24 protein-coding genes are annotated in these 21,846 nt (G+C 70.3%); 12 read left to right on the plus strand and 12 right to left on the minus strand.

Annotated elements, in window-relative coordinates:
- Positions 1–30 precede the first annotated feature (30 nt).
- The 3 genes from MRBLMX7_RS07885 (at position 31) to MRBLMX7_RS07895 (ending at position 2,780) form a co-directional block, all read left to right on the plus strand.
- Entirely contained in the window at positions 31–402 is a 372-nt protein-coding gene (locus MRBLMX7_RS07885; protein WP_363367312.1) for a PH domain-containing protein, read from the plus strand.
- A gap of 22 nt (positions 403–424) precedes the next feature.
- On the plus strand, positions 425–1,300 hold the full coding sequence (locus MRBLMX7_RS07890) for a phosphoribosylaminoimidazolesuccinocarboxamide synthase (RefSeq protein ID WP_363367314.1): 876 nt from the start codon (positions 425–427) through the stop codon (positions 1,298–1,300).
- Between the two features lie 124 nt (positions 1,301–1,424).
- Positions 1,425–2,780, plus strand: a complete 1,356-nt coding sequence (locus MRBLMX7_RS07895) for a uracil-xanthine permease family protein (protein ID WP_363367316.1) — start codon at positions 1,425–1,427, stop codon at positions 2,778–2,780.
- 75 nt (positions 2,781–2,855) lie between these two features.
- Here MRBLMX7_RS07895 and MRBLMX7_RS07900 read toward each other — a convergent pair whose 3' ends face one another.
- Genes MRBLMX7_RS07900 through MRBLMX7_RS07920 form a run of 5 tightly spaced genes read right to left on the minus strand, consistent with a single transcriptional unit; the run spans position 2,856 to position 9,053 of the window.
- Positions 2,856–4,601, minus strand: a complete 1,746-nt coding sequence (locus tag MRBLMX7_RS07900) for an acetyl/propionyl/methylcrotonyl-CoA carboxylase subunit alpha (protein ID WP_363367318.1) — start codon at positions 4,599–4,601, stop codon at positions 2,856–2,858.
- Complete coding sequence (locus MRBLMX7_RS07905) at positions 4,598–6,205, minus strand: urea amidolyase family protein (RefSeq protein ID WP_363367320.1); 1,608 nt, start codon at positions 6,203–6,205, stop codon at positions 4,598–4,600. Before MRBLMX7_RS07905 ends, MRBLMX7_RS07900 begins: the two co-directional genes overlap by 4 nt.
- Positions 6,205–7,005: a putative hydro-lyase gene (locus MRBLMX7_RS07910; protein WP_363367322.1), complete on the minus strand. Its 801-nt coding sequence runs from the start codon at positions 7,003–7,005 to the stop codon at positions 6,205–6,207. The genes MRBLMX7_RS07905 and MRBLMX7_RS07910 overlap by 1 nt, the downstream gene beginning before the upstream one ends.
- A gap of 1 nt (position 7,006) precedes the next feature.
- Positions 7,007–7,771 carry a LamB/YcsF family protein gene (locus tag MRBLMX7_RS07915; protein ID WP_363367324.1) on the minus strand — a complete coding sequence of 255 codons (765 nt, stop codon included), beginning with the start codon at positions 7,769–7,771 and terminating at the stop codon, positions 7,007–7,009.
- A 4-nt stretch (positions 7,772–7,775) separates the two neighbouring features.
- Positions 7,776–9,053: an NRAMP family divalent metal transporter gene (locus MRBLMX7_RS07920; protein ID WP_363367326.1), complete on the minus strand. Its 1,278-nt coding sequence runs from the start codon at positions 9,051–9,053 to the stop codon at positions 7,776–7,778.
- A gap of 171 nt (positions 9,054–9,224) precedes the next feature.
- Here MRBLMX7_RS07920 and MRBLMX7_RS07925 point away from each other — a divergent pair, with 171 nt between their 5' ends.
- On the plus strand, positions 9,225–9,863 hold the full coding sequence (locus MRBLMX7_RS07925) for a GntR family transcriptional regulator (RefSeq protein WP_363367328.1): 639 nt from the start codon (positions 9,225–9,227) through the stop codon (positions 9,861–9,863).
- Positions 9,864–9,878: 15 nt separating this feature from the next.
- Here MRBLMX7_RS07925 and MRBLMX7_RS07930 read toward each other — a convergent pair whose 3' ends face one another.
- Positions 9,879–10,538, minus strand: coding sequence for a TetR/AcrR family transcriptional regulator (locus MRBLMX7_RS07930; protein WP_363367330.1), 660 nt, complete (start codon positions 10,536–10,538; stop codon positions 9,879–9,881).
- A gap of 211 nt (positions 10,539–10,749) precedes the next feature.
- Positions 10,750–11,745: a LacI family DNA-binding transcriptional regulator gene (locus MRBLMX7_RS07935; RefSeq protein WP_363367332.1), complete on the minus strand. Its 996-nt coding sequence runs from the start codon at positions 11,743–11,745 to the stop codon at positions 10,750–10,752.
- Positions 11,746–12,044: 299 nt separating this feature from the next.
- On the opposite strand from MRBLMX7_RS07935, the gene MRBLMX7_RS07940 reads away from it, so the two are divergent.
- The 3 genes from MRBLMX7_RS07940 to purQ all read left to right on the plus strand — a co-directional run bounded on the left by MRBLMX7_RS07940 (position 12,045) and on the right by purQ (position 13,628).
- A complete protein-coding gene (locus MRBLMX7_RS07940) occupies positions 12,045–12,575 on the plus strand; it encodes an adenine phosphoribosyltransferase (protein ID WP_363367334.1) in 531 nt (176 codons plus the stop codon).
- Between the two features lie 100 nt (positions 12,576–12,675).
- The gene (purS, locus tag MRBLMX7_RS07945; RefSeq protein ID WP_363367336.1) at positions 12,676–12,924 is read left to right on the plus strand and encodes a phosphoribosylformylglycinamidine synthase subunit PurS; all 249 of its coding nucleotides are present in this window, start codon (positions 12,676–12,678) and stop codon (positions 12,922–12,924) included.
- Positions 12,921–13,628: a phosphoribosylformylglycinamidine synthase subunit PurQ gene (gene purQ, locus MRBLMX7_RS07950; RefSeq protein ID WP_363367337.1), complete on the plus strand. Its 708-nt coding sequence runs from the start codon at positions 12,921–12,923 to the stop codon at positions 13,626–13,628. The genes purS and purQ overlap by 4 nt, the downstream gene beginning before the upstream one ends.
- A 186-nt stretch (positions 13,629–13,814) precedes the next feature.
- Here the strand turns inward: purQ and MRBLMX7_RS07955 are convergent, their stop codons facing one another.
- Positions 13,815–15,080, minus strand: a complete 1,266-nt coding sequence (locus tag MRBLMX7_RS07955; RefSeq protein ID WP_363367339.1) for a hypothetical protein — start codon at positions 15,078–15,080, stop codon at positions 13,815–13,817.
- 228 nt (positions 15,081–15,308) lie between these two features.
- Here MRBLMX7_RS07955 and MRBLMX7_RS07960 point away from each other — a divergent pair, with 228 nt between their 5' ends.
- Complete coding sequence (locus MRBLMX7_RS07960) at positions 15,309–15,764, plus strand: VOC family protein (protein WP_363367341.1); 456 nt, start codon at positions 15,309–15,311, stop codon at positions 15,762–15,764.
- Here the strand turns inward: MRBLMX7_RS07960 and MRBLMX7_RS07965 are convergent.
- Positions 15,761–16,189, minus strand: a complete 429-nt coding sequence (locus tag MRBLMX7_RS07965) for a DUF1761 domain-containing protein (protein ID WP_363367343.1) — start codon at positions 16,187–16,189, stop codon at positions 15,761–15,763. The two genes, MRBLMX7_RS07960 and MRBLMX7_RS07965, sit on opposite strands and share 4 nt — an antisense overlap.
- A gap of 139 nt (positions 16,190–16,328) precedes the next feature.
- On the opposite strand from MRBLMX7_RS07965, the gene MRBLMX7_RS07970 reads away from it, so the two are divergent.
- From MRBLMX7_RS07970 to MRBLMX7_RS07980, 3 genes are all read left to right on the plus strand, one after another.
- Positions 16,329–17,990 carry a glycoside hydrolase family 13 protein gene (locus MRBLMX7_RS07970; protein WP_363367345.1) on the plus strand — a complete coding sequence of 554 codons (1,662 nt, stop codon included), beginning with the start codon at positions 16,329–16,331 and terminating at the stop codon, positions 17,988–17,990.
- A gap of 97 nt (positions 17,991–18,087) precedes the next feature.
- A complete protein-coding gene (locus MRBLMX7_RS07975) occupies positions 18,088–19,104 on the plus strand; it encodes a LacI family DNA-binding transcriptional regulator (protein WP_363367347.1) in 1,017 nt (338 codons plus the stop codon).
- Between the two features lie 34 nt (positions 19,105–19,138).
- Positions 19,139–19,543, plus strand: a complete 405-nt coding sequence (locus tag MRBLMX7_RS07980; RefSeq protein ID WP_363367349.1) for an arsenate reductase ArsC — start codon at positions 19,139–19,141, stop codon at positions 19,541–19,543.
- 100 nt (positions 19,544–19,643) lie between these two features.
- Here MRBLMX7_RS07980 and MRBLMX7_RS07985 read toward each other — a convergent pair whose 3' ends face one another.
- The 3 genes from MRBLMX7_RS07985 to fdxA form a co-directional block, all read right to left on the minus strand.
- Positions 19,644–20,273, minus strand: coding sequence for a superoxide dismutase (locus tag MRBLMX7_RS07985; protein WP_363367351.1), 630 nt, complete (start codon positions 20,271–20,273; stop codon positions 19,644–19,646).
- A gap of 86 nt (positions 20,274–20,359) precedes the next feature.
- Entirely contained in the window at positions 20,360–20,878 is a 519-nt protein-coding gene (locus tag MRBLMX7_RS07990) for a flavin reductase family protein (protein ID WP_363367353.1), read from the minus strand.
- On the minus strand, positions 20,875–21,201 hold the full coding sequence (gene fdxA / locus MRBLMX7_RS07995) for a ferredoxin (RefSeq protein ID WP_363367355.1): 327 nt from the start codon (positions 21,199–21,201) through the stop codon (positions 20,875–20,877). Before fdxA ends, MRBLMX7_RS07990 begins: the two co-directional genes overlap by 4 nt.
- Before the next feature lie 74 nt (positions 21,202–21,275).
- Here fdxA and soxR point away from each other — a divergent pair, with 74 nt between their 5' ends.
- On the plus strand, positions 21,276–21,749 hold the full coding sequence (soxR, locus tag MRBLMX7_RS08000; protein WP_268768113.1) for a redox-sensitive transcriptional activator SoxR: 474 nt from the start codon (positions 21,276–21,278) through the stop codon (positions 21,747–21,749).
- The last annotated feature ends 97 nt before the right edge of the window (positions 21,750–21,846 follow it).

Genomic DNA, 21,846 nt, shown 5'->3' on the forward strand with positions numbered 1-21,846 from the left:
TCGGCCCGGAAGCCCGCTCAGGAGAACCCCATGGAAACCGCCCCCATCCTCAGCTGGACGCTGCAGCAGGAGATCCCCATCCCACCCGATGTCCAGGCGCTCCTCGTGCAGGGGGAGCAGGCCGTCGCGGCATTCAAGACGTTCCGGGACTCCGCGACGTTCACCACGAAGCGACTCATCGTGCGCGACGCGCAGGGGCTGACCGGACGCAAGGTCGAGATCTACTCCCTTCCGTACAGCGCGATCACGATGTGGTCGTCGGAGAACGCAGGAACGCTCGACTGGAACTCCGAGCTGGAGCTGTGGACCAAAGCCGGTCACATCAAGGTCAAGCTGAGCAAGGGTGCCGATGTGCGACGCATCGACAGCCTGATCGCCTGGGCCGTGCTCAACAGCCACTGACGCGACCCGCGATAATGGGCGGGTGAGCACTCCTACCGACAGCACCGCGCAGACGATCCCCGGCTGGCGCCACATCTACTCGGGCAAGGTCCGCGACCTCTACGCCTCCGAGGATGCCGCGGACACCCGCATCCTCGTCGTCGCCTCCGACCGGGTCAGCGCGTTCGATTTCGTGCTGTCACCCGGCATTCCCGACAAGGGCGCACTGCTCACCCGCTTGAGCCGCTGGTGGTTCGACCGCCTCGAGGTGCCGAACCACCTCGCCGAAGGATCGATCCCCGCGGTCGTGGCGGATCGCGCGATGCTCGCACAGTCGCTCGAGATGCTCCCTGTCGAGTGCGTCGTGCGCGGCTACATCACCGGCACGGGCTGGGCCGAGTACACCGAGAGCGGCACGGTGTGCGGCATCCCTCTGCCCGCCGGCCTGCAGAACGGCGACCGTCTGCCCGAGCCTTTGTTCACCCCCGCGTACAAGGCGCCCATGGGGGAGCACGACGAGAACATCACGTTCGAACGGGTCGAGGAGCTCGTCGGCGCCGAGCGCGCGGCAGAGCTCCGCGACGCCTCGCTGTCGATCTACGCGCGGGCCGCGGCGATCGCGGAGGAGAAGGACCTGATCCTCGCCGACACCAAGTTCGAGTTCGGAACCGACGCCGACGGGGTCCTGCGTCTCGCCGACGAGGTGCTCACGAGCGATTCCTCGCGGTACTGGGATGCCGAGGCCTGGCGCACCGGCTCGACGCCGAACGAGCGCATGGCGAGCTTCGACAAGCAGATCGTGCGCGATTGGCTGGCCGCGAACTGGGACAAGCAGGGCGAGCCGCCCGTGCTGCCGGAGGACGTGGTCGAGCGCACGGCCGCCCGCTATCGCGAGCTGATCGAGCGCCTCGGGGCCTGAGGCGTTTCGTCTCGCTCCGCTCGCTCGACGACCGGGGGCTGTCCGCCGCATCCAGCGAACACTCAGGAATCGGTAGTGTTGCTCCAGCACTCCCTCCCCTCCCCCCGATATCTGAGGAGCCCGCATGCCCCTGTGGAAGATCCACGGAAACGGCCGCACTGTCGAGCCCGGCGCCGTCGTCACACCCGCCGAGCGACTGAACTGGCCGGCGACGATCGCGATCGGCGCGCAGCACGTCGTCGCGATGTTCGGCGCCACGTTCCTGGTCCCGACCCTGACCGGCTTCCCGGTCTCCACGACGCTGCTGTTCAGCGGCCTCGGCACGCTGATCTTCCTGCTGATCACGAAGAACCAGCTCCCGAGCTACCTCGGCTCCTCCTTCGCCTTCATCGCTCCGATCACCGCGGCCGTCGCCGCCGGCGGAACGGGTTCGGCACTCGCGGGCGTGGTCGCGGTCGGCATCCTGCTCGCCGTCGTGGGTCTCGTGGTGCAGTTCGCCGGGCTCCGCTGGGTGGATGCACTGATGCCGCCGGTCGTGGCCGGCGCGATCGTCGCCCTGATCGGCTTCAACCTCGCCCCGACCGCGTGGAACAACTTCCAGCTCGACCCGGTGACCGCGACCATCACGCTCGTCGCGATCATCCTCTTCGCCGTGCTGTTCCGCGGCTTCCTCGGTCGCATCTCGATCTTCCTCGGCGTCGCGGTCGGCTTCATCTGGGCCGCGTTCAACGGCTCCTTCGACGTGCCGAACGCGCTCCGCGGCGGCAAGACGCCCGCCGAGCTGATCGCCGACGCGCCGTGGATCGGCCTGCCCCACTTCCAGCTCCCCGACTTCGTCGAGCCGGGCACGTGGTCGACCATCGCGATGTTCCTGCCGGTCGTGCTCGTGCTCATCGCCGAGAACGTGGGCCACGTGCGCGGCGTCGCCACCATGACCGAGGACGCCTCGATCAACAAGCACACCGGCCGTGCGCTCATCGCCGACGGCGTCGCGACGACCATCGCGGGTGGCTTCGGCGGCTCGGGCACCACGACCTACGGCGAGAACATCGGCGTGATGGCCGCGACCCGCGTCTACTCGACAGCCGTCTACTGGGTGGCCGGACTCTTCGCGATCCTGCTGGCGTTCTCCCCCAAGGTCGGCGAGGTGTTCAACTCGATCCCCGCCGGCGTGCTCGGCGGCGCGACCACCGCGCTGTACGGCCTGATCGGCATCATCGGCATCAAGATCTGGGTCGACAGCAAGGTCGACTTCTCCCGCCCGGTGAACCAGTACACGGCGGCCGTGTCTCTCGTGATCGGCATCGCCGGCTTCTCGATGAACCTCGGCGACTTCGCGTTCGGCGGCATCGTGCTCGGCACGGTCGCGGCGCTGCTCATCTACCACCTGGGCAACCTGATCGCACGCGCACGCAAGACCGGAGCCGACGACCCGCGCCCGCTCGAGGCCGTGGGGCCGCTCGGCGGCGACCCGGAGTAGGTCGACCCACTGAACACGGGAGGGCCGGGAAGCCGCTGCGGCGGCATCCCGGCCCTCTGTGCGTCGAGCAGCGGATCAGTCGATGACCGCCAGGAGGCCGTCGGCGGCGATCGCGGAGGCGAGCTCCGCCCGGTGCGACAGCGCGCCCGCACGGTGCGCGGTGACGGTCGTCTCCATCTTCATAGCGTCGAGGACCACGATCGGATCGCCCTCCGCCACCGACTCTCCGTCGTCGACCAGCCAGCGCACCACGGTGCCGGGCACCGGCGCGCGCAGCTCACCCGGGTCGGCCTGGCCCTCGACGGCAGGCGCGGAGGGGGACGGGATGCCGGCGAGCAGAGCGACCGGGAGCCCGAGGACCACCCGACGCCCGTCGATCTCGACGGGGAAGCGCTGCAGCGGCGGATCGGACGCCGGCGCGGGGCGCGACTGCATCTCCAGCCTCGGCAGCAGGTCGCTCTCGATCCACTGCGTGTGCACCGCGAAGGTCTCGGTCGCGAACGCCGCGTCGTCGATCGCGAGCAGGTCGAACGGCACCACGGTCGCCGGCCCCTCGACACCGAGCTCGCGCAGCGCACGGCGCGCCCGCACGAGCGCGGCATCGCGCGAGTCGGCGTGCACGATGAGCTTCGCGATCATCGAGTCGAACGCCGGTTGCACGGCATCCCCGGCCTCGATGCCGCTGTCCCACCGCACTCCCGGTCCGCCGGGGATGCGCAGGGCGTCGACGCGGCCGGGGCTGGGCAGGAAGCCACGCCCCGGGTCCTCGGCGTTGATGCGGAACTCGAAGGCATGCCCTAGCGGCTCGGGCGTCGCGGACAGCGTCATCCCCTCGCCGAAGGCGATGCGGAACTGCTCGCGCACGAGGTCGGTGCCCGTCACCGCCTCGGTGATCGGATGCTCCACCTGGAGTCGTGTGTTCACCTCGAGGAACGAGATCGTGCCGTCTTCGGCGAGCAGGAACTCGACGGTCCCGGCACCGCGGTACTGCACCTCGGCGCAGATCGCGCGCGCAGCCTCATGGAACCGCGAGCGCTGCTCGGGCGTCAGGCCGGGCGCCGGCGCCTCCTCGATGAGCTTCTGATTGCGACGCTGCATCGAGCAGTCGCGGTCGCCGACCACGACCACACCGCCATCCCCGTCGCCGAGCACCTGCACCTCGATGTGCCGCGGACGCTCCAGGAAGCGCTCGACGAAGCACTCGCCGCGCCCGAACGCGGCGACGGCCTCCCGGGTGGCCGCGTCGAACGCCTCGGCCACCTCCGACAGCTCGCGGACGACCTTCAGGCCGCGCCCTCCGCCACCGAACGCGGCCTTGATCGCGATGGGCAGTCCGTGCTCCTCCGCGAACGACACGGCCTCCGCGGGACCCGCGAGCGGCTCGTCGGTGCCCGCGGCGAGCGGCGCCCCGACGCGCTGGGCGATCCGCCGCGCGGTCATCTTGTCGCCGAGGGCGTCGATGCTGTCGGGCGACGGTCCGATCCAGATCAGCCCCGCCTCCTCCACGGCTCGCGCGAAGGCGGCGCTCTCGGAGAGGAACCCGTATCCGGGGTGCACGGCATCCGCACCGGCTCGACGCGCCGCGTCGAGCAGGGCGTCGATCGAGAGGTACGTGTCGGCGGCGGTGGCGCCGCCCAGGCCCAGGGCCTCGTCGGCGAGCCGCACGTGCAGGGCATCCGCGTCCTGGTCGGCGTAGACGGCGACGGACGCGTGCCCGGCCTCGGCGCACGCTCGGATCACGCGCACCGCGATCTCGCCGCGATTCGCGATCAGGACCTTCTTCGTCTGGCGTCTCCGCTGCGTGGTCGGCTCCATGGTCATGAGGACTCCTTGACGGTGAGGCGGAGGCGCACTCCCGGGGCGAGCTGGCCTGCGAGGTCGAGACTGCGGTCCGTGAGGGCGCCGATGATGGGATAGCCGCCCGTGAGCGGATGGTCGGGGAGGAACAGTACGGGCTGCCCGTCCGGCGGCACCTGGATGGCCCCCGTGACCGCGCCCTCGCTCGGCAGCTCGCCGCTCCGCGCGCGCTCCAGCGCGACCTCGCCGTGAAGGCGGATGCCGACCCGATCGGAGCGCGGCGTGACGGTCCACTCCTGACGGGTGAGCGCCTCGAGCGCCGCCGCCGTGAACCAGTCGTCGCGGGGGCCCAGGGTGATGTCGAGTTCGACGAGCTCTCCGGGGGCGGGGAGCTCGCGGGCCACGGCCGTCGGAGTGACCGGCCGGGTGCCGGCGTCGCCGATGGGGAGCACGTCCCCCGCGGCGAGCGCACGCGGACCGAGACCCGCGAGCGTGTCGGCGGCGCGACTGCCGAGCGGCGCGTCCGCATCCAGACCGCCGCGCACCGCGACGACGTAGCGCAGACCGCGCACAGGGTGACCCAGGGTCAGCTCGTCGCCGTCGGCCGTCGCGAAGGGCTCGCCGTGCACGACGGGGCGCGGGTGCCCGTCGGCGTCGATCAGCGCCAGATCGCCGATCGCACCGGTGACGGCGGCGACGCCAGCTCCGTGGAACCGGAGCACGGCCCCGCCGACGCTCTCGAGCACGGCGGCACCGCGGATGTTGCCCACCGCCTCGTTCGCATCGCGCATCGCCCGGCGGTCCGCCGCGCCGGATGCCGAGACGCCGAGCGCCGCGTAGCCCGGGCGTCCTGCATCCTGCACGAGCAGCTGCAGCGAGGGCCGCACGACCTCGACGGCCCCGGCCGACGGACAACCAGGAGCATCCGCGTCTCGCTCGGCGTCGCGCGCCTCGACTCGCCGCCCCGATGTCGCGACGTCTCCGTTTCCGGTCGACGATCCGCTCCCCGAGAGCACGGCCTGCGCCTGCACGCGCTCGAAGCGCACGGCGACCCCGGGTGAGAGCAGCGCCGGCGGGTCGCGGTCGATGTCCCACATCACGGCATCCGTACGGCCGATGAGCTGCCAGCCGCCTGGGCTCTCCCGCGGATACACACCCGTGAACTCTCCCGCGAGCGCGACCGAGCCGGCCGGCACGCGGGTGCGAGGGGAGGAGCGCCGGGGCACCGCGAACAGCGGGTCGTCGCCGACCACGTATCCGAACCCCGGGGCGAAGCCCGAGAAGGCGACCCTCCACTTCGCGCCGAGGTGGCGGTTCACGAGTTCCTCGGCCGAGACGGACAGCAGGGCGGCGGCCTCCTCGAGATCCTCGCCGCCGTAGATCACGGGCACGGCGACCTCTCCTGCGCCCGAGAGCCGGACGTCGCCGACCTCGGTCGCCTCGAGCGCGGCGGCGAGATCGGAGGCCGAGACCCGCAGCGGGTCGAAGCGCACGAGGACGGTGCGCGCACCGGGGATGCGCTCGACGATCCCGGGCACGCCGTCCCACGCGAGGTTCAGACGCATCGCCTCGTCGAGATCGGCCGCCTCGACGAGCAGAGCGCGATCGGATGCCGTGAGGATACGCATCAGACGACGTACTCCGCATCCGGCACGTCGGTGATGAACATGAACCCCGGTGCGTGCGTGACGGCGAACGGCGGCTTCGAGGCCATGATCGCGGCCTGCGGGGTGACGCCGCACGCCCAGAACACCGGCACCTCGCCATCGCGCACCTCAGGGGCGTCGCCGAAGTCCGGGCGCGAGAGGTCGGCGATGCCGAGGGATGCCGGATCGCCGATGTGCACTGGCGCGCCGTGCACCGCGGGGGTGCGGCCGGAGATCTGCACGGCGTCCGCGACACGCCCCGCGGGGATCGGCCGCATCGACACGACCATCTCGCCGCTCAGCCGGCCTGCGGGCGTGCACGGCACGGCGGTGCGGTACATCGGGACGTTGCGGCCCAGCTCCTGATGGCGGATGGGGATCCCCGCCTCCACGAGTCCGGTTTCGAACGTGAAGCTGCAGCCGATGAGGAACGCGACGAGGTCGGGATGCTCCTCCCAGACCGCGGTGGCATCCGAGACCTCCTCGGCCAGTTCGCCGTCGCGCCAGATGCGGTATCGGCCGATGTCGGTGCGGATGTCGCTCCCCGGGGCGAGTGCGGACTCCACCTGACCCTCTTCGATGACCTCGAGCACGGGGCAGGGCTTCGGGTTCCGCTGGGCGTAGAGCAGCGTCTCGAACGCCCAGTCCGCGGGGACCGCGATGAGGTTGGCCTGCGTGAGCCCCGGGGCGACCCCACTGGTCGGCGCGGCACTGCCCGCTCGGATGGCCGCGCGGGCGGCGCGTCCGGCGGCGAGCTGATCGGCGGTGGCGAGAACGGTCATGTCACACGCCCGCGAACGGAGCGATCGCGATGCCCGCCTCCTGCAGCAGGCGCTTCGTCTCGGCCGCCATCGCGACGGATCCGGGGCTGTCGCCGTGCACGCAGATCGACTGCGCCTCGACGGCGAAGTCGGTGCCGTCGATCGCGCGGATCACTCCGTCGGCGGCGAGACGCACCATGCGCTCCGCGACCGCGACGGGGTCGTGCAGCACGGCTCCCTCCTCGGTCCGCGACACGAGCTGACCGTCGGGCTGGTAGGCGCGGTCGGCGAAGGCCTCGGCGGCGACGGAGAGACCGGCCTTCTCGGCGACGTCGAGCACGACCCCGCCCGCGAGGCCGAGCAGCACGAGGTCCGGGTCGATCGCGCGGATGGCCGCGACGACGTCCTTCGACTGCCGCTCGTCGCGCGCGATCGTGTTGTACAGCGCGCCGTGCGGCTTGACGTACGACACCCGGCCGCCGACCGCGGAGGCGAGGCCCATGAGCGCGCCGAGCTGGTACTCGACGTGCGCCTGCAGGGTCGACGAGTCGATCTCGACCTTCGTGCGACCGAAGTTCTCGTAGTCGCGGTACCCGGGGTGGGCGCCGATCACGACGCCGCCGCGCACGGCTGCCGCGAGCGTGTCGCGGATGCCCTCGGGGCTGCCCGCGTGGAACCCGCACGACACGTTCGCGCTCGTGACGAGACGCAGCATGCTCTCGTCGTCGCTCACGATCCGGTCGGGCACGTTCTCGCCGAGGTCCGAGTTCAGGTCGATCGAGGTCATGCGATCACGCTCCGATGCCGAGGAAGGCGAAGATGGGCCCGATGGAGACGACGCCCATGTACCAGGTGAGCGCCGTGACGACCGTACCGGCGACGAGCAGCCAGATCGGGTACTTCCGCGAGCCGAGCAGGTCGCGCCGGAACCAGCCGATGTACATGAACACCGTCAGGCCGATCGGCAGGATCAGTCCGTTGAACCCGCCGACGAACACGAGGATGGCGGCGGGCGCCGTGCCGATGGACAGGTAGACGAGCAGCGACACGACGATGAAGGCGACCGTCGCGAGCTGCAGCGGCCAGCCGCCCTTGAGCTTGGCTGCGAAGGTCGACAGGAAGGTGGCCGAGGTGTACGCGGCGCCGATGACCGAGCTGATCGCCGCCGCCCAGAAGATGGCGCCGAAGATACGCAGTCCTGCGTCGCCGAGGACCGCGCCGAACGCCTGGCCGGCGGGGTTCGCCGCCTGGCTCGACAGGTCGAGGGCGACCCCGGATGCCACGACGCCGAGAATCGCGAGGAACAGCACGTAGCGCATGACCCCCGTCACGAGGATGCCGTTGGTCGCCGCACGCATGACCGGACCGGCGTGCTCCGGACCGGTGTGGCCCGAGTCGAGGTAGCGGTGGGCGCCGGAGTACGTGATGTAGCCGCCGACCGTGCCTCCGACGATGGTCGTGATGGTGGCGAAGTTCAGCTCGTCGGGCACGAACGTCTGCCGCAGCGCCTCGCCGATCGGGGGCTGGGCGATCACGGCCACGACGATCGTCATGACGATCATGCCGACGCCGAGGACGACGAGCACGACGTCCATCACGGGTCCGGCCTTCTTGACGAGGAAGATGATGATGGCGAGCGCGGCGGTGAGCGCGCCGCCGATCTTGGGGTCGATGCCGAGCAGCGCGTTCAGGCCGAGGCCGCCTCCGGCGATGTTGCCGATGTTGAACGCGAGGCCGCCCATGACGACGAGGATCGCGATGACGTGTCCGGAGAACGGGATCGCGCGGTTGGCGAGCTCTCCGGCGCGCAGCCCGGACGACGTGATCATGCGCCAGATGTTCAGCTGCACGGCGATGTCGACGAGGATCGAGATCAGGATGGCGAACGCGAACGCGGCGCCCATCGTGGCGGTGAACGTCGCGGTCTGCGTGATGAAGCCGGGGCCGATCGCGCTGGTGGCCATCAGGAAGATCGCCCCGATGACGGCGCTGCGCCCGGTGCGCTTCTTCACCCGGGCGAGGCGGGCTTCGTCTTCCGGGGAGAGGGAGGAGGTGGTCTGCTCTGACATGCGGGGGATTCCCATCGTCGTTGGTGGGGGTGCGGAGACCCCCAGTGTAGAACGTATGGGATCTGATTGTTCAACAATTATGTTTCCATCGTGCTACAGCGGGGTATCCAGTCTGTAATACGGGCGCATCGATCGTGAACGACCCACGCGCCTCGCACCTACGATGAAGGCATGAACCACGAGGGTCCGCTCGCCGACGTGCTCCGACAGCGCATCATCGACGGCGACTTCGCTCCCGGATCACGACTGTCGGAGTCCGCCCTCGCCGAGCAGTTCGACGTGTCCCGCAACACCCTCCGCGAGGCCTTCCGTGTGCTCGCCGAACAGGGCCTGGTCGAGCACGTGCCGCACCGCGGCGTCTCGGTCGCCTCGCCGACCATCGCCGACGTCATCGACATCTACCGCGCGCGCCGCGTGATCGAGTGCACGGCACTGCGCCAGTCCGAACCGGAGCACCCCGCGGTGCAGCTCATGCGCGAGGCGCTCGCCGAGGCCGAGGAGCACCTGCCGCACGAGGACTGGCGTCGGATCGGCAGCGCGAACATGGCCTTCCACGACGCGATCGTCGCCCTCGCCGACAGCGCTCGACTCGCCCGCACCTACCGCGACGTCGCCGCCGAGCTGCGTCTCGTCTTCCTCGAGATCGACGAGCCGCGGTCGCTCCACGAGCCGTTCGTGCGACGCAACCGCGCGGTGCTCACCGCCCTTCTCGAACAGGGCCCCGCGGCAGCGGCGGACGAGCTGGAACGCTACCTCACGGCATCCGAGCGCAGCGTCCTGGGGGCCTTCGCCCGCATGGGGCACACCTGACGCGCGGTCCTCACCTCACGACGGCAGCGCCCCGGAGGCGCGCAACCGCAACGGGGCCACGCGGCTCGCGACCGCGAGCGGGAGGGGAGCCTCGGGCACGGGCAGGTCGTACACGCGGTGCATCCAGCGACGGGCGTCCTCGAGCGGGAAGGTGTCGCCGTAGACCGCGAACTTCAGCAGGATGCCCTCGAGCGTGCTGCGGAGCATGATCTCCTCGAGCTCCGGGTCGGCGGCTCCGCGCTCGCGGAAGATGTCGCGCACCTTCTCCTCGGCCTCGATCGCGCGGTCGTGATACCGGTCCTCGACCTCGGCGTACAGGCGGTGCGTCGCAGGCTGCTGCTGCAGCGCGAGCACGACCTTCTGCAAGGGGAGGGCGTATCCCGTGGCCATGATCGCGCCGTCGATGATGCCGGCCAGCCGCGTATCCGCGGGCCCCGGCGCCTCGGGGATGCCGAACAGCGCGGCGAACCACTGCTCGATGACGGCGGCGACCAGTTGGTCCTTGCCGCCGAAGTGGTAGTTCACGAGGCCCTGGGCGACGCCCGCTCGCTGAGTGATCTCGGCGATGCTGGCGCCGGCGACCCCGCGCTCGGCGAACGTCTCGATCGCGGCCTGCAGGATCACCTCCCGCGCCCGTTCCCTCGCCAGACGATTCTGCTCGTCGGAGCGCGCCATCCGGGCTCCACCTCCTGAGTTCGTTCCGGATGTCTTCCGGAATTCACCCCCCGCCCTATAGATTAGCCACTGAATACCCGTTCAATACATATGAGGTGGCTGCCCCATGAACCCACGGTCGCGGACCCACCTGGAGGGGCGTCGGGTCCGCGTCCGTGTTCTCCTGCACGCGGTCACGCCGCGCGAGCGGCGCGACCAGGCCCTGGAGCCGTCAGGCGGAGTCGCGGACGATCAGCTCCGTGGGCAGGATGGTCGTCTGCTCGGTCTCGCGTCCGGCGAGGTGCGCCAGCAGCACCGCGGCCATGGCCTCGCCGTGCGCGTACATCGGCTGCCGGATCGTGGTGAGCTGCGGGTCGGTGCTCAGGGCGACGGAGGAGTCGTCGAAGCCGACGATCGCGATGTCCTCGGGTACGCGGAGGCCGGCGGCGCGCAGCGCCGTGAGCGCGCCGCGCGCCATGAGATCGCTCGCGACAAAGATCGCGTCGGGCTGGCCGAGCTCGAGGATGCGGCGAGCGGCCTGCGCTCCTCCGGCCTCGGTGTAGTCGCCGGACTCCTCCGCGAACGGCGTGAGCCCGGCATCCGTCAGTGCGGCTCGGTACCCCTCGAGACGGTCGGCGGCCGACACCATCGACGGCGAGCCCGAGATGGTGGCGATGCGCGTGCGTCCGGTGTCGATGAGGTGCTGCGTCGCCGTGCGGGACGCGGCTACGTTGTCGACGTCGACCACGTACTCGCCGTCCCGGCGTCCGACCGGACGACCACCCCAGACGACGGGCACGACTTCGGCGATGCGTGCGATGAAGGCGTCGCTCGTGTGGTGCGAGACGATCAGGGCGCCGTCGACGCCGCCGTTGCGCACGAAGCTCGCGACCTTGTCTCCGGGATCCTCGCTCGCGATGAGCACGTTGAGCAGATAGTCCGATCCGCGGAGCGCTCCGGTGATCCCTGCGACGAGCGCCGCGAAGAACGGGTCGCCGAAGAACGTCGTGGTGTCCTCGGGCACGACCAGCGCGATCGTGTGAGTCTGCCTGGAGGCGAGCGAGCGAGCGGCCCGGTTGGGCACGTAGTGCAGCGCGGCGATCGCATCCTGCACGGCGGCAAGCGCTTCGGGGCTCACCGCCGAAGACCCGTTCACCACGCGCGACACCGTCGACCGCGATACTCCAGCGGCCGCGGCCACTTCTTCGATCGTCGCGTGCGAAGGCACGACAGCCTCCCCTCCACCCGGCTGCGACTCGGGTCTTCTTCCCAGTTCACCGCGGGTGTCGGAGTACACCGACGGTGGTGTTCCGAGCGTACTGCGCCGTTGGTATCCCAGAGCGTGTCCGGCGGACGTTCGGCGTGCCATTTTTGTGCAATATATCGGCATTCCACGAGGGAGCGCTCCCGAAATTCGGATTCTGCACAATTGTTGGACCGTGCTCGACAAACGAGCAGGGGTCTGCGCGGGCCCCGGGGGGTGACCGCCGGATTCCCGCGACCGGCCCCACGGCGTACCCTTGTCCGGTGCCCGACACCGACCTCTCCCCCGCACTCCTCCGCGCCGAATCCCTGATCCGCAGCATCCCGGACTACCCGGAGCCGGGCATCGTCTTCCGCGACATCACGCCACTCCTCGCCGACGCCGACGCCCTCGCGGCCACGACCTCCGCGATCGTCGAGCCCTTCGCAGGACAGTTCGACGTGGTCGCCGGCATCGAGGCGCGCGGCTTCATCCTGGCCGGCGCCGCCGCGATCGCCGCGGGCGTCGGCCTAATCCCGATCCGCAAAGCCGGCAAGCTTCCCCGCCCCGCAGCATCCGTGGACTACGCCCTGGAGTACGGCACCGCGACGATTGAGATGCATGACGATCTGCCCGAGGGGTCCCGCGTGCTGCTGATCGACGACGTGCTGGCCACCGGAGGCACCCTCGCCGCCGGACGCGAGCTGGTCGAGCGCCTCGGCAGCCACGTGATCGGCATCTCCGTGCTGTTCGAGATCGACGGCCTCGGAGGCCGCGAGACGATCGGCGACCTCCACACGGTCTTCCACGCCTGAGAAGAGCACGCCTGAGAAGAAGGCGGATGCCGCGCGAATCGCGCGTGTCGGGAGCCGGTAGACTGAGGCCGCCCGTCCGCCCACGACTCCTGGAGCCGTCATGCCCACCATCGTCGTCGACGTCATGCCCAAGCCCGAACTGCTCGACCCGCAGGGCAAGGCCGTCTCCGGCGCCTTCGCCCGTCTCGGCGTCGACGGCTTCTCCGACGTCCGGATCGGCAAGCGCTTCGAGCTCACGGTCGAGGGCGAGGTCACGGACGAGGTCCTCGCCGAGGCCCGCCGCATCGCCGACGAGGTGCTGTCGAACTCCGTGATCGAGGACGTCGTGGGCATCGAGGTCGCCGAATGACCACGCGCATCGGGGTCGTCACGTTCCCCGGTTCCCTCGACGACCGCGACGCGCAGCGCGCCGTCCGCCTCGCCGGCGCCGAGCCCGTGGCCCTCTGGCACGGCTCGCACGACCTCCAGGGCGTGGACGCGCTCGTGCTCCCCGGCGGCTTCAGCTACGGCGACTACCTGCGCGCCGGAGCGATCGCCGCGCTCTCGCCGATCATGGCCGAGGTCAAGGACGCGGCCGCGAAGGGCCTGCCCGTGCTCGGCATCTGCAACGGCTTCCAGATGCTCGTCGAGGCGCACCTGCTGCCGGGCGGCCTGATCCGCAACGACCACCAGCACTTCGTGCGCCGCGACCAGAAGCTCGTCGTCGAGAACTCCGACACCGCGTGGACCAACCGGTTCCGCACCGGCCAGGAGATCGTCATCCCGCTCAAGAACGCCGACGGCGGCTACATCGCCGGCGACGAGACGCTCGACCGCATCGAGGGCGAGGGCCTCGTCGCCTTCCGCTATGCGGGAGTGAACCCCAACGGGTCGCTCCGCGACATCGCAGGCCTCACGAACGAGGCGGGCAACGTCGTCGGGCTCATGCCGCACCCCGAGCACGCCACCGAGCCGGGCTTCGGTCCCGACACGACTGCGGCCATGCGCTCGGGCGTCGACGGACTCGACTTCTTCACGAGCGCGATCGCCGCGGTCGCCCGCGTCGCCGCCTGATCCGCCGCGTCGCCGCGGTCTCCCCGGCGCACGGCGCTCACCCGCGCGGCGCTCACCTGCACGGCGCGGGGTCGAAAGCGCATCCGCTGTGCGATGGCGGGTCGAGAAAGCATCCGATACCGTCGGTTCCCGCGCCTTTTCGACCCCCGCACACGATGACGGCGCTCGGGACGACTCAGCGGCAGGTCAGGACGCGGGCAGCGTGAACGGGTTGTCGCCGATCGCAGCCAGCAGGTACCACGCGGTCGTGCCGGTGTGCAGGCTCGCGTAGTAGAGGTCGCCGAACCCGGAGTCGAGACCGTCGTTCGACGTCGCGACGATCCCCTTGCCGTCGCCGTTCACGGCATCGCGCTGCGCGAGTCGGATGCTGTCGAGCAGCGCGTCCGCCTCCGCCGCGTCTCCCGCGCCGTCGCGCAGACGCAGCGCGAGCGCGAGGTGCCCAGCGCCCTCGAACCAGACCTTCGAGACGTCGACGTGGCTGATCGAGGGGCCGTGGTGCGGCCCGTCCGTCGCGATGAGGTTCGCGAGCGTCCAATCGAGCGCTGCGCCGTAGCGCGGGTCTCCGGTGGCGAGTGCGCTCCAGGTCTGCGCGTCGAGGGGCACCGGGTACACGTTGGTCGTGCTGCCGTCGAGCAGTGTGCCCGTGTCGACATGACCGTCGGGGGCCTGCATCGCCGCGACGAAGGCGGCAGCGGTCGCGGCACGGTCGGCCCACACGGTGTCGCCGGTCAGCTGCGCGAGCTGCCCGAAGAACCCGGCGATGTCGCTGTTGTGCTCGGTGGACTTCCACACCAGCGAGGTGCCGTCTTCGAGCTGCCCACCCGTGTAGCCGAAGGGCGCACGCGCCATGTCGGCCGTGTTCGTCTGGATCCACTGGGCGATATCGAGCGCGCCGTCGAGATACTTCTGCTCGCCGGTGGCGTGGAAGAGCCGGGCGAGTGCCATGCCGACCCACGCCTGGTTGCCGGTGAAGGTGCCGGGCCCGGTGATCTCGACGCGGCCCTGGCGGATGCCGTGGGGTTCGTACGAGGTGCGGACGCGGCCATCGCCGATCGGGTCGTTCTCCTGCACGAACAGGAGCGTGTCAGCGACGGCGCGGGCGCGGCGGAGGTCGTCGGGGAGTCCGCGGGCGGTGTAGGCGATCACGACGAGCGCATCGTCGTACACGAACGACGGGGTGAAGTCCCAGGTCGGGAGGTCGGTGAAGAAACCGCCCTGGTAGCTGCGCGGCAGGCAGTGGCCCGCATCGTCGCAGAACTCATCGACGCGCGCGTCGAGGAAGTCGTAGGCGAGCGCGACGGAGGTCGCGGGATCGGTCGGGTCGGCGACGGGGACCGGTTCGTCCGCGGGGTTCGTCGCGCCGGATGCGGTGGCTCCGCCCGTGAGGACTGCGGCGGTGATGACCGCGGCGGCGATGATCCACGGCACCGAACGGCGCGGAGAACCGGACATGGGGACCCTCTCGGTCGAGTCCGCGCACGGGCCGAGCGTGCGCAGGCGACCGGAAGGTCACGTGACGATCCTGTCAACGCCGCAGCCGTGCGACTAGCGCCGAACGTCCATGGTCGGACGTCCATCCGTCCAACATCCCGGTATATCGGTACGCGAGCAGCGCACGCAGGGCGAGCGCTCGAGGAGCGGACCTGCCGCGGATGCGGTTCGCGGAGTAGCATCCAGCCCATGCCCATCGCGCTGGAGAACGTCGGAATCGCCGTCCGCGACCTGGAGGAGGCCGTCGCCTTCTTCACCGACCTCGGCCTCACGGTCGTCGGCCGCGACGAGGTGAGCGGGGAGTGGGCCTCGACCGCGGTCGGCCTCGACGGGAATCACGCGAGGATCGCCGTGCTGCAGACTCCCGACGGGCACGGGCAGCTCGAGTTCTTCGAGTACATCCATCCCGAGGCGATCGAGACCGAGCCGACGCTGCCGAACGAGATCGGGATGCACCGCGTGGCGTTCTCCGTCGACGACATCGACGCGTCGCTGGCGATCGCCGCGCAGCACGGATGCCATCCGCTGCGCGGCGTCGCGAACTACCAGGATGTCTACAGGCTCACCTACCTGCGCGGGCCCAGCGGCATCCTCGTGATGCTCGCGCAGGACCTCACGAAGACCAGCACCGCCCGGGAGGACTAGCCCAGCGCGGGCGGCCAGACGCCGATCAACAGCGCCATCACCACGACCGTCACGAGCTCGTGCGCGATGTTCATGGTCGTGAGCGCGGTCGGCCGCCCCTCGAAGGCGTCGTGCGTGATGAACCGCGCGGCCGTGAAACCCGCCCACAGCAGCACCGCCGTGACGATGGTGCCCCAGAAGAACGAACCGCCGTAGAAGTGCCAGGCGATCGCGGCCGCGCCGGCCAGCACCCACGACGTCACGAAGCTCACGAGCACGGTCGTGACGATCGGGAGGACGGCCGTCGCGGGAGGCCGATCCATGTCGACTTTCGCGAGCCGCGCCCAGCGCGTGCCGAACACCGGCGGCGCGTACCAGACCGAGCCGACGATCATGCTCGACAGCGTCGCCAGCAGGACCGCCCAGTAGTTGATCTCTGGAACCATGACCGCCTCCACATCGTCGGATGCCGGAAGCATACTCCCGGTCCCGGGTCGGATCGGGATGCATCTGCAGGACAGACGATCCGAAACGATTCGATCGCTGCTGTGGCGCTCATGTAAGCGTTTGCACTAACCTGGGCCCATGACACAGCTCGAGCAGATCGCAGCGCCCGGTTCCGAGTGGTGGCGCAGCGCCGTCATCTACCAGATCTACCCCCGCTCGTTCGCCGACGCCTCCGGCGACGGCATCGGCGACCTCCCCGGCATCACGAGCCGCCTCGACGCGCTCAAGGAGCTCGGGGTCGACGCGATCTGGCTCAGCCCGTTCATGACGAGTCCGCAGCGCGACGCCGGCTACGACGTCGCCGACTACCGCGACGTCGACCCGCTGTTCGGCACGCTCGCCGACTTCGACACGATGCTGAACGAGGCGCACACCCGCGGCATCCGCGTGATCGTCGACCTCGTGCCCAACCACTCCTCCGCGCAGCACGCGTGGTTCCAGCAGGCTCTGAGGGCCGCGCCGGGCAGCCCTGAGCGGGCACGCTACATCTTCCGCGACGGCAAGGGCGAGAACGGCGAGCTCCCCCCGAACAACTGGGAGTCCGTGTTCGGCGGCGGCATGTGGGAGCGCATCACCGAGGCCGACGGCACGCCCGGCCAGTGGTACCTGCACATCTTCGACGCCACGCAGCCGGACTTCGACTGGACCAACGAGGAGGTCCGTGAAGAGTTCCGCTCGATCCTGCGCTTCTGGCTCGACCGTGGCGTCGACGGGTTCCGCGTCGACGTCGCCCACGGCATGATCAAGGCCGACGGCCTGCCCGACTACACCCCGCCCGCGGATGCCGACTCGATGGGCGGCGGCGAGGCGAACGTCCCGTACTGGGGCCAGGACGGCGTGCACGACATCTACCGCGACTGGCACCGGGTGCTCGCAGAGTACGACGGCGACCGCGCCCTGTGCGGCGAGGCCTGGATGCCGACACTCGCGCAGACCGCCCTCTGGGTGCGCCCCGACGAGATGCACCAGACGTTCAACTTCCCGTACCTCATGACCGAGTGGGATGCCGAGAAGCTGCGCACCGTGATCCGCGAGTCCCTCGACGCGTTCGGCGCGGTCGGCGCACCGAGCACGTGGGTGCTGTCGAACCACGACGTCGTGCGCCACGCCTCGCGTCTCGCCCTCACCTCCGAGAACCCGCAGGGCGAGGGGATCGGCCCGAACACCCCGGACAAGCCCGATACGGCCACCGGCCTGTCCCGCGCTCGCGCCGCGACGACCATCATGCTCGCGCTGCCCGGCTCGTCGTACCTGTACCAGGGCGAGGAGCTGGGCCTGCCCGAGGCGATGGAGATCCCGGACGCGTTCCGTCAGGACCCGACCTGGTTCCGCACGAACGGGGAGCGCTACGGTCGCGACGGATGCCGCGTCCCGCTGCCCTGGGAGGCGGAGGCCCCTGCGTTCGGCTTCAACGACACCGGCGCCTCATGGCTGCCGCAGCCCGCGGACTGGGCGACGTACGCCCGCGACGTCGAAGAGGTCGACCCCGCGTCGACGCTCGCGCTGTACAAGCGACTGCTCGCCGGCCGCCGCGAATACGGCTTCGGGAGCGGATCGCTCGTCTGGGAGGACGCCGGAGCGGATGCGGTGGCGTTCCGCCGCGGCGATGTCCACGTGCTCGCCAACCTGGGCACCGAGCCGCTCCCCCTGCCCGCCGACGCGTTCATCGTGGAGCGGAGCGAGCCGTTCGAGGGCGGAGCGCTGCCGGTCGACACGGCGGTCTGGTACACCACGGTCTGAGTCCGGAGTCGCTCCGGTCGCAGTCGGCGTCGCTCCGGCATCCCTCCGGAGGCACCGACTGCGACCGGAGCGATCCGAACGCCGAGGGAGGGACAGCATGCCAAGCATCGACGAGGTCGCCCGACTTGCCGGGGTGTCCACGGCGACCGTCTCGCGGGCGCTGAGCGGCCGCGCGAACGTGTCGGAGTCGGCGCGCCTGCGCGTGCAGGAGGCCGCGTCGACGCTCGGCTACGTGGTGTCGTCGCGCGCGTCGAGCCTGGCATCCGGGCGCACGCGCAACATCGGGGTGATCGTGCCTTTCCTCGACCGTTGGTTCTTCAGCACCGTGCTGTCGGGGGTGTCCACGACACTCATGCGCGCGGGCTACGACATCACGCTGTACAACATCACCGCCGACAGGGATGTGCGCGCGCACGTGTTCGACACCTTCCTGAGACGTCAGCGCGTCGACGCGGTCATCGCCGTGTCGATCGAACTCGACGAGCACGAGACGCAGCAGCTGCTCGCTGTCGGACTGCCCGTGGTCGCGATCGGCGGCCCGAACCCCCGACTCGACACCCTCACGATCGACGAGGTCGCGGTGGCCCGGCTCGCGACCGAGCATCTGATCGGTCTCGGGCACCGGCGCATCGCGCATATCGGGTCGACGCCGGAGTTCGACGTCGACTTCCACGTGACACCGCTCCGGCGGCTGGGGTTCGAGCGGGCGCTCGAGGCAGCCGGCATCCCGCTCGACCCCGCGTCCCTCGAGCCGGCGGACTTCACGATCGACGGCGGATACCGCGCGGCCACGCATCTGCTGATGCGGCCCGGCCCTCGCCCGACCGCGGTGTTCGCAGCGTCGGACGAGATGGCGATCGGGACGATCCTCGCCGCCCGGGATCTCGGCATCTCGGTGCCGCGCGACCTGTCGATCGTGGGGATCGACGGGCACGAGCTCGGCGCGCTCTTCCAGCTCACGACCGTCGACCAGTTCCCGCTCGGCCAGGGCGAGAGGGCCGCGGATGTCGTGCTCGCGAAGCTCGCCGAGGGCGAGACAGAGGGTGACCCGGACCCTCCCTCTGCGCTGCCCTACGAGTTGAGGGTGTGCGGGACGACGGCCCGGCTCGCCTGAGGCAGCGACGCGGGACGCGTGGGATGCTGGAGTCATGGCCCCCGGCATCCCCTCCGTCCTGTTCGTGTGCGTGCACAATGCGGGGCGCTCGCAGATGGCCGCAGGGTTCCTGCGGCACATCGCCGGCGACCGCATCGAGGTGCGCTCGGCCGGTTCCCTGCCCGCCGAGCACATCAATCCCGTGGCGGTCGAGGCGATGCGCGAGCTCGACATCGACATCACGGCCGAGTCGCCGAAGGTCTTGACGACCGAGGCCGTTCAGTCGTCCGATGTGGTGATCACGATGGGATGTGGCGACGCGTGCCCGTTCTTCCCGGGGAAGCGCTACGAGGACTGGGCGCTCGACGACCCCGCCGGGCAGGGGATCGAGGCCGTGCGCCCGATCCGCGACGACATCCGCCGCCACATCGAGTCTCTCGCCGCCGAGCTGCTCGCCTGACCCCGCCCCGCCCGTCTATTTCTGCCGAATGACGCAAACCGCCCGTCTGTTTGTGCCGAACGGCAAAAACAGACGGGCGGGAGGGCAGGGCCGCCGCAGATCAGCGCGCGGCGATCAGACCCGCGGTCTTCTCCTGCGCGAGCTGGAAGCGGCGCTGCACGTCGGGCCAGTTCACGAGTTCCCAGAACGCCTTGACGTAGTCGGCGCGGACGTTGAGGTAGTCGAGGTAGTAGGCGTGCTCCCACACGTCGAGCTGCAGCAGCGGGGTGACGCCGAGAGGCGCGTTGCCCTGCTGGTCGAACAGCTGGAAGATCACGGGACGCGCGCCGACCGAATCCCACGCGAGGACGGCCCAGCCGGAACCCTGCACGCCGAGCGCGGTGGCGGTGAAGTGCGCGCGGAACGCGTCGACCGAGCCAAACTCGTCGGCCAGCGCGGCCTCGAGCTCGCCCTCCGGGTTGCCGCCGCCGTCGGGCGACAGGTTCTCCCAGAACACCGAGTGGTTGATGTGTCCGCCGAGGTTGAAGGCGAGGTCCTTCTCGAGCTTGTTCACGGCGGCGAGGTCTCCGGCGCCGCGGGCTGCGGCGAGCTGCTCGAGCGCGGTGTTCGCGCCCGTCACATACGCCTGGTGGTGCTTGGAGTGGTGGAGCTCCATGATCTTCCCGGAGATGTGCGGGGCGAGTGCCGAGTAGTCGTACGGCAGCTCGGGGAGCGTGTACGCAGTGGACATGGTGATTCCTTCCTTCGATGGATTCTGCGGTCTGTGTCGCGGCTGCGGCGTCGTCGCTGCGGCGTCGTCGCTGCGGCGCCGTCGCCTCAGGCGTCGTCGTTCGGCAGCGCGTGGAATCGGCGATCGATGTAGACGAGCGGGCGTCCCGGTCGGCCCAGCAGCACCTCGTCGACCTCGGCGATCACGACGGTCGAGGAGCCGACGGCGACGGTCGTCATGGGGTGGCAGCGCATCGCCACGCGCGCTTCGCGCAGGTAGGGCTCGCCGGTCGGGAGCGCGCTCCACCCTTGTGCGTCGGTGAAGCGCTCGGCACCGCTCACTGCGAAGCTCTGCGCGAGTGCGGAGTGCTCGTCGTCGATCAGGTGCACCACGAAGCTGTCGGCCGAGAGGATCGCCCCGGCGCTGCCGGTCGCGCGGGTGACCGAGAACACGATCGCGGCGGGGTCGACCGCCACGGAGGCGACGCTGGATGCCGTGAGCCCGACGGGTCCTGCCGGAGTGGTCGCGGTGATGATCGCGACACCGGCCGGATGCTGGCGGAACGCTGCCTTGAGCCCTTCGCCGACCGGGGACGGCACGGGTACGGGTGCGGGTGTGCTGGTCATTCGTGAGCCTCCTGGGGCGGGAGCGCGGCGATGAGGGGATGGTCGTGCGCGATCATCCCGACCTTGGCCGCGCCGCCCGGGGATCCGATCTCATCGAAGAACTCGACGTTGGCCTTGTAGTAGTCCTGCCATTCCTCGGGCAGGTCGTCCTCGTAGAAGATCGCCTCGACGGGGCAGACCGGTTCGCACGCGCCGCAGTCCACGCACTCGTCGGGGTGGATGTACAGCGAACGCTCACCCTCGTAGATGCAGTCGACGGGGCATTCGTCGATGCACGCGCGGTCCTTGACATCGACGCACGGCAGCGCGATCACATAGGTCATCGGGTGGTCTTCGTTCGCAGCACGGTTCCACCGTAAGACCTCAAGTACACTTGAGGTCAAATCGGAGAGGCCCCTTGACAGCATCCAACGATTCCGACCGCACGCCGCACGCCCCGGACGAACCCCTGACGATCGGCGAGATGAGCCGCCGCACGGGCGTCGCGCCCTCGGCGCTGCACTTCTACGAGAGCCTCGGCCTGATCGCCTCGACCCGCACGGCCGGCAATCAGCGCCGCTACGCGCGGCACATGCTGCGGCGGGTCTCGCTCGTCACCGTGGCGAAGCGCCTCGGCATCCCCCTGTCGGACGTGCAGGAGGCGTTCGCCGACGTCCCGCTCACCCAGACGCCGAGTCACGACGACTGGCAGCGCGCGTCCCGCCGGTGGAAGCGCGAGCTCGAGAAGCGCCGGGAGGGCATCGAACGGCTGGAGCGCGAACTGACCGGATGCATCGGCTGCGGCTGCCTGTCGATGAAGGCGTGCGGGCTGCTGAACCCCGACGACGAGCTCGGCACGCACGGTGCCGGGCCCCAGCGACTCCAGGACTGAGCCCGTCGCCCCGCCCGTCTGTTTCTGCCGAATGGCGCAAACCGCCCGTCCATCTCTGCCGTTCGGCAGAAATAGACGGGCGTGAGACGGGCGGGAG

It is taken from the genome of Microbacterium sp. LMX7-1.2, from assembly GCF_040675935.1.
Classification (GTDB): Bacteria; Actinomycetota; Actinomycetes; order Actinomycetales; family Microbacteriaceae; genus Microbacterium.

What these genes read in the sequence shown, in the direction of transcription:
- MRBLMX7_RS07885 (WP_363367312.1), top strand. Translation starts at nt 31, where the DNA reads ATGGAAACCGCCCCCATCCTCAGCTGGACGCTGCAGCAGGAGATCCCC.
- MRBLMX7_RS07895 (WP_363367316.1), top strand. Translation starts at nt 1,425, where the DNA reads ATGCCCCTGTGGAAGATCCACGGAAACGGCCGCACTGTCGAGCCCGGC.
- MRBLMX7_RS07900 (WP_363367318.1), bottom strand. Translation starts at nt 4,601, where the DNA reads ATGACCATGGAGCCGACCACGCAGCGGAGACGCCAGACGAAGAAGGTC.
- MRBLMX7_RS07905 (WP_363367320.1), bottom strand. Translation starts at nt 6,205, where the DNA reads ATGCGTATCCTCACGGCATCCGATCGCGCTCTGCTCGTCGAGGCGGCC.
- MRBLMX7_RS07910 (WP_363367322.1), bottom strand. Translation starts at nt 7,005, where the DNA reads ATGACCGTTCTCGCCACCGCCGATCAGCTCGCCGCCGGACGCGCCGCC.
- MRBLMX7_RS07915 (WP_363367324.1), bottom strand. Translation starts at nt 7,771, where the DNA reads ATGACCTCGATCGACCTGAACTCGGACCTCGGCGAGAACGTGCCCGAC.
- MRBLMX7_RS07920 (WP_363367326.1), bottom strand. Translation starts at nt 9,053, where the DNA reads ATGTCAGAGCAGACCACCTCCTCCCTCTCCCCGGAAGACGAAGCCCGC.
- MRBLMX7_RS07925 (WP_363367328.1), top strand. Translation starts at nt 9,225, where the DNA reads ATGAACCACGAGGGTCCGCTCGCCGACGTGCTCCGACAGCGCATCATC.
- MRBLMX7_RS07930 (WP_363367330.1), bottom strand. Translation starts at nt 10,538, where the DNA reads ATGGCGCGCTCCGACGAGCAGAATCGTCTGGCGAGGGAACGGGCGCGG.
- purS (WP_363367336.1), top strand. Translation starts at nt 12,676, where the DNA reads ATGCCCACCATCGTCGTCGACGTCATGCCCAAGCCCGAACTGCTCGAC.
- purQ (WP_363367337.1), top strand. Translation starts at nt 12,921, where the DNA reads ATGACCACGCGCATCGGGGTCGTCACGTTCCCCGGTTCCCTCGACGAC.
- MRBLMX7_RS07955 (WP_363367339.1), bottom strand. Translation starts at nt 15,080, where the DNA reads ATGTCCGGTTCTCCGCGCCGTTCGGTGCCGTGGATCATCGCCGCCGCG.
- MRBLMX7_RS07960 (WP_363367341.1), top strand. Translation starts at nt 15,309, where the DNA reads ATGCCCATCGCGCTGGAGAACGTCGGAATCGCCGTCCGCGACCTGGAG.
- MRBLMX7_RS07965 (WP_363367343.1), bottom strand. Translation starts at nt 16,189, where the DNA reads ATGGTTCCAGAGATCAACTACTGGGCGGTCCTGCTGGCGACGCTGTCG.
- MRBLMX7_RS07970 (WP_363367345.1), top strand. Translation starts at nt 16,329, where the DNA reads ATGACACAGCTCGAGCAGATCGCAGCGCCCGGTTCCGAGTGGTGGCGC.
- MRBLMX7_RS07975 (WP_363367347.1), top strand. Translation starts at nt 18,088, where the DNA reads ATGCCAAGCATCGACGAGGTCGCCCGACTTGCCGGGGTGTCCACGGCG.
- MRBLMX7_RS07980 (WP_363367349.1), top strand. Translation starts at nt 19,139, where the DNA reads ATGGCCCCCGGCATCCCCTCCGTCCTGTTCGTGTGCGTGCACAATGCG.
- MRBLMX7_RS07985 (WP_363367351.1), bottom strand. Translation starts at nt 20,273, where the DNA reads ATGTCCACTGCGTACACGCTCCCCGAGCTGCCGTACGACTACTCGGCA.
- MRBLMX7_RS07990 (WP_363367353.1), bottom strand. Translation starts at nt 20,878, where the DNA reads ATGACCAGCACACCCGCACCCGTACCCGTGCCGTCCCCGGTCGGCGAA.
- fdxA (WP_363367355.1), bottom strand. Translation starts at nt 21,201, where the DNA reads ATGACCTATGTGATCGCGCTGCCGTGCGTCGATGTCAAGGACCGCGCG.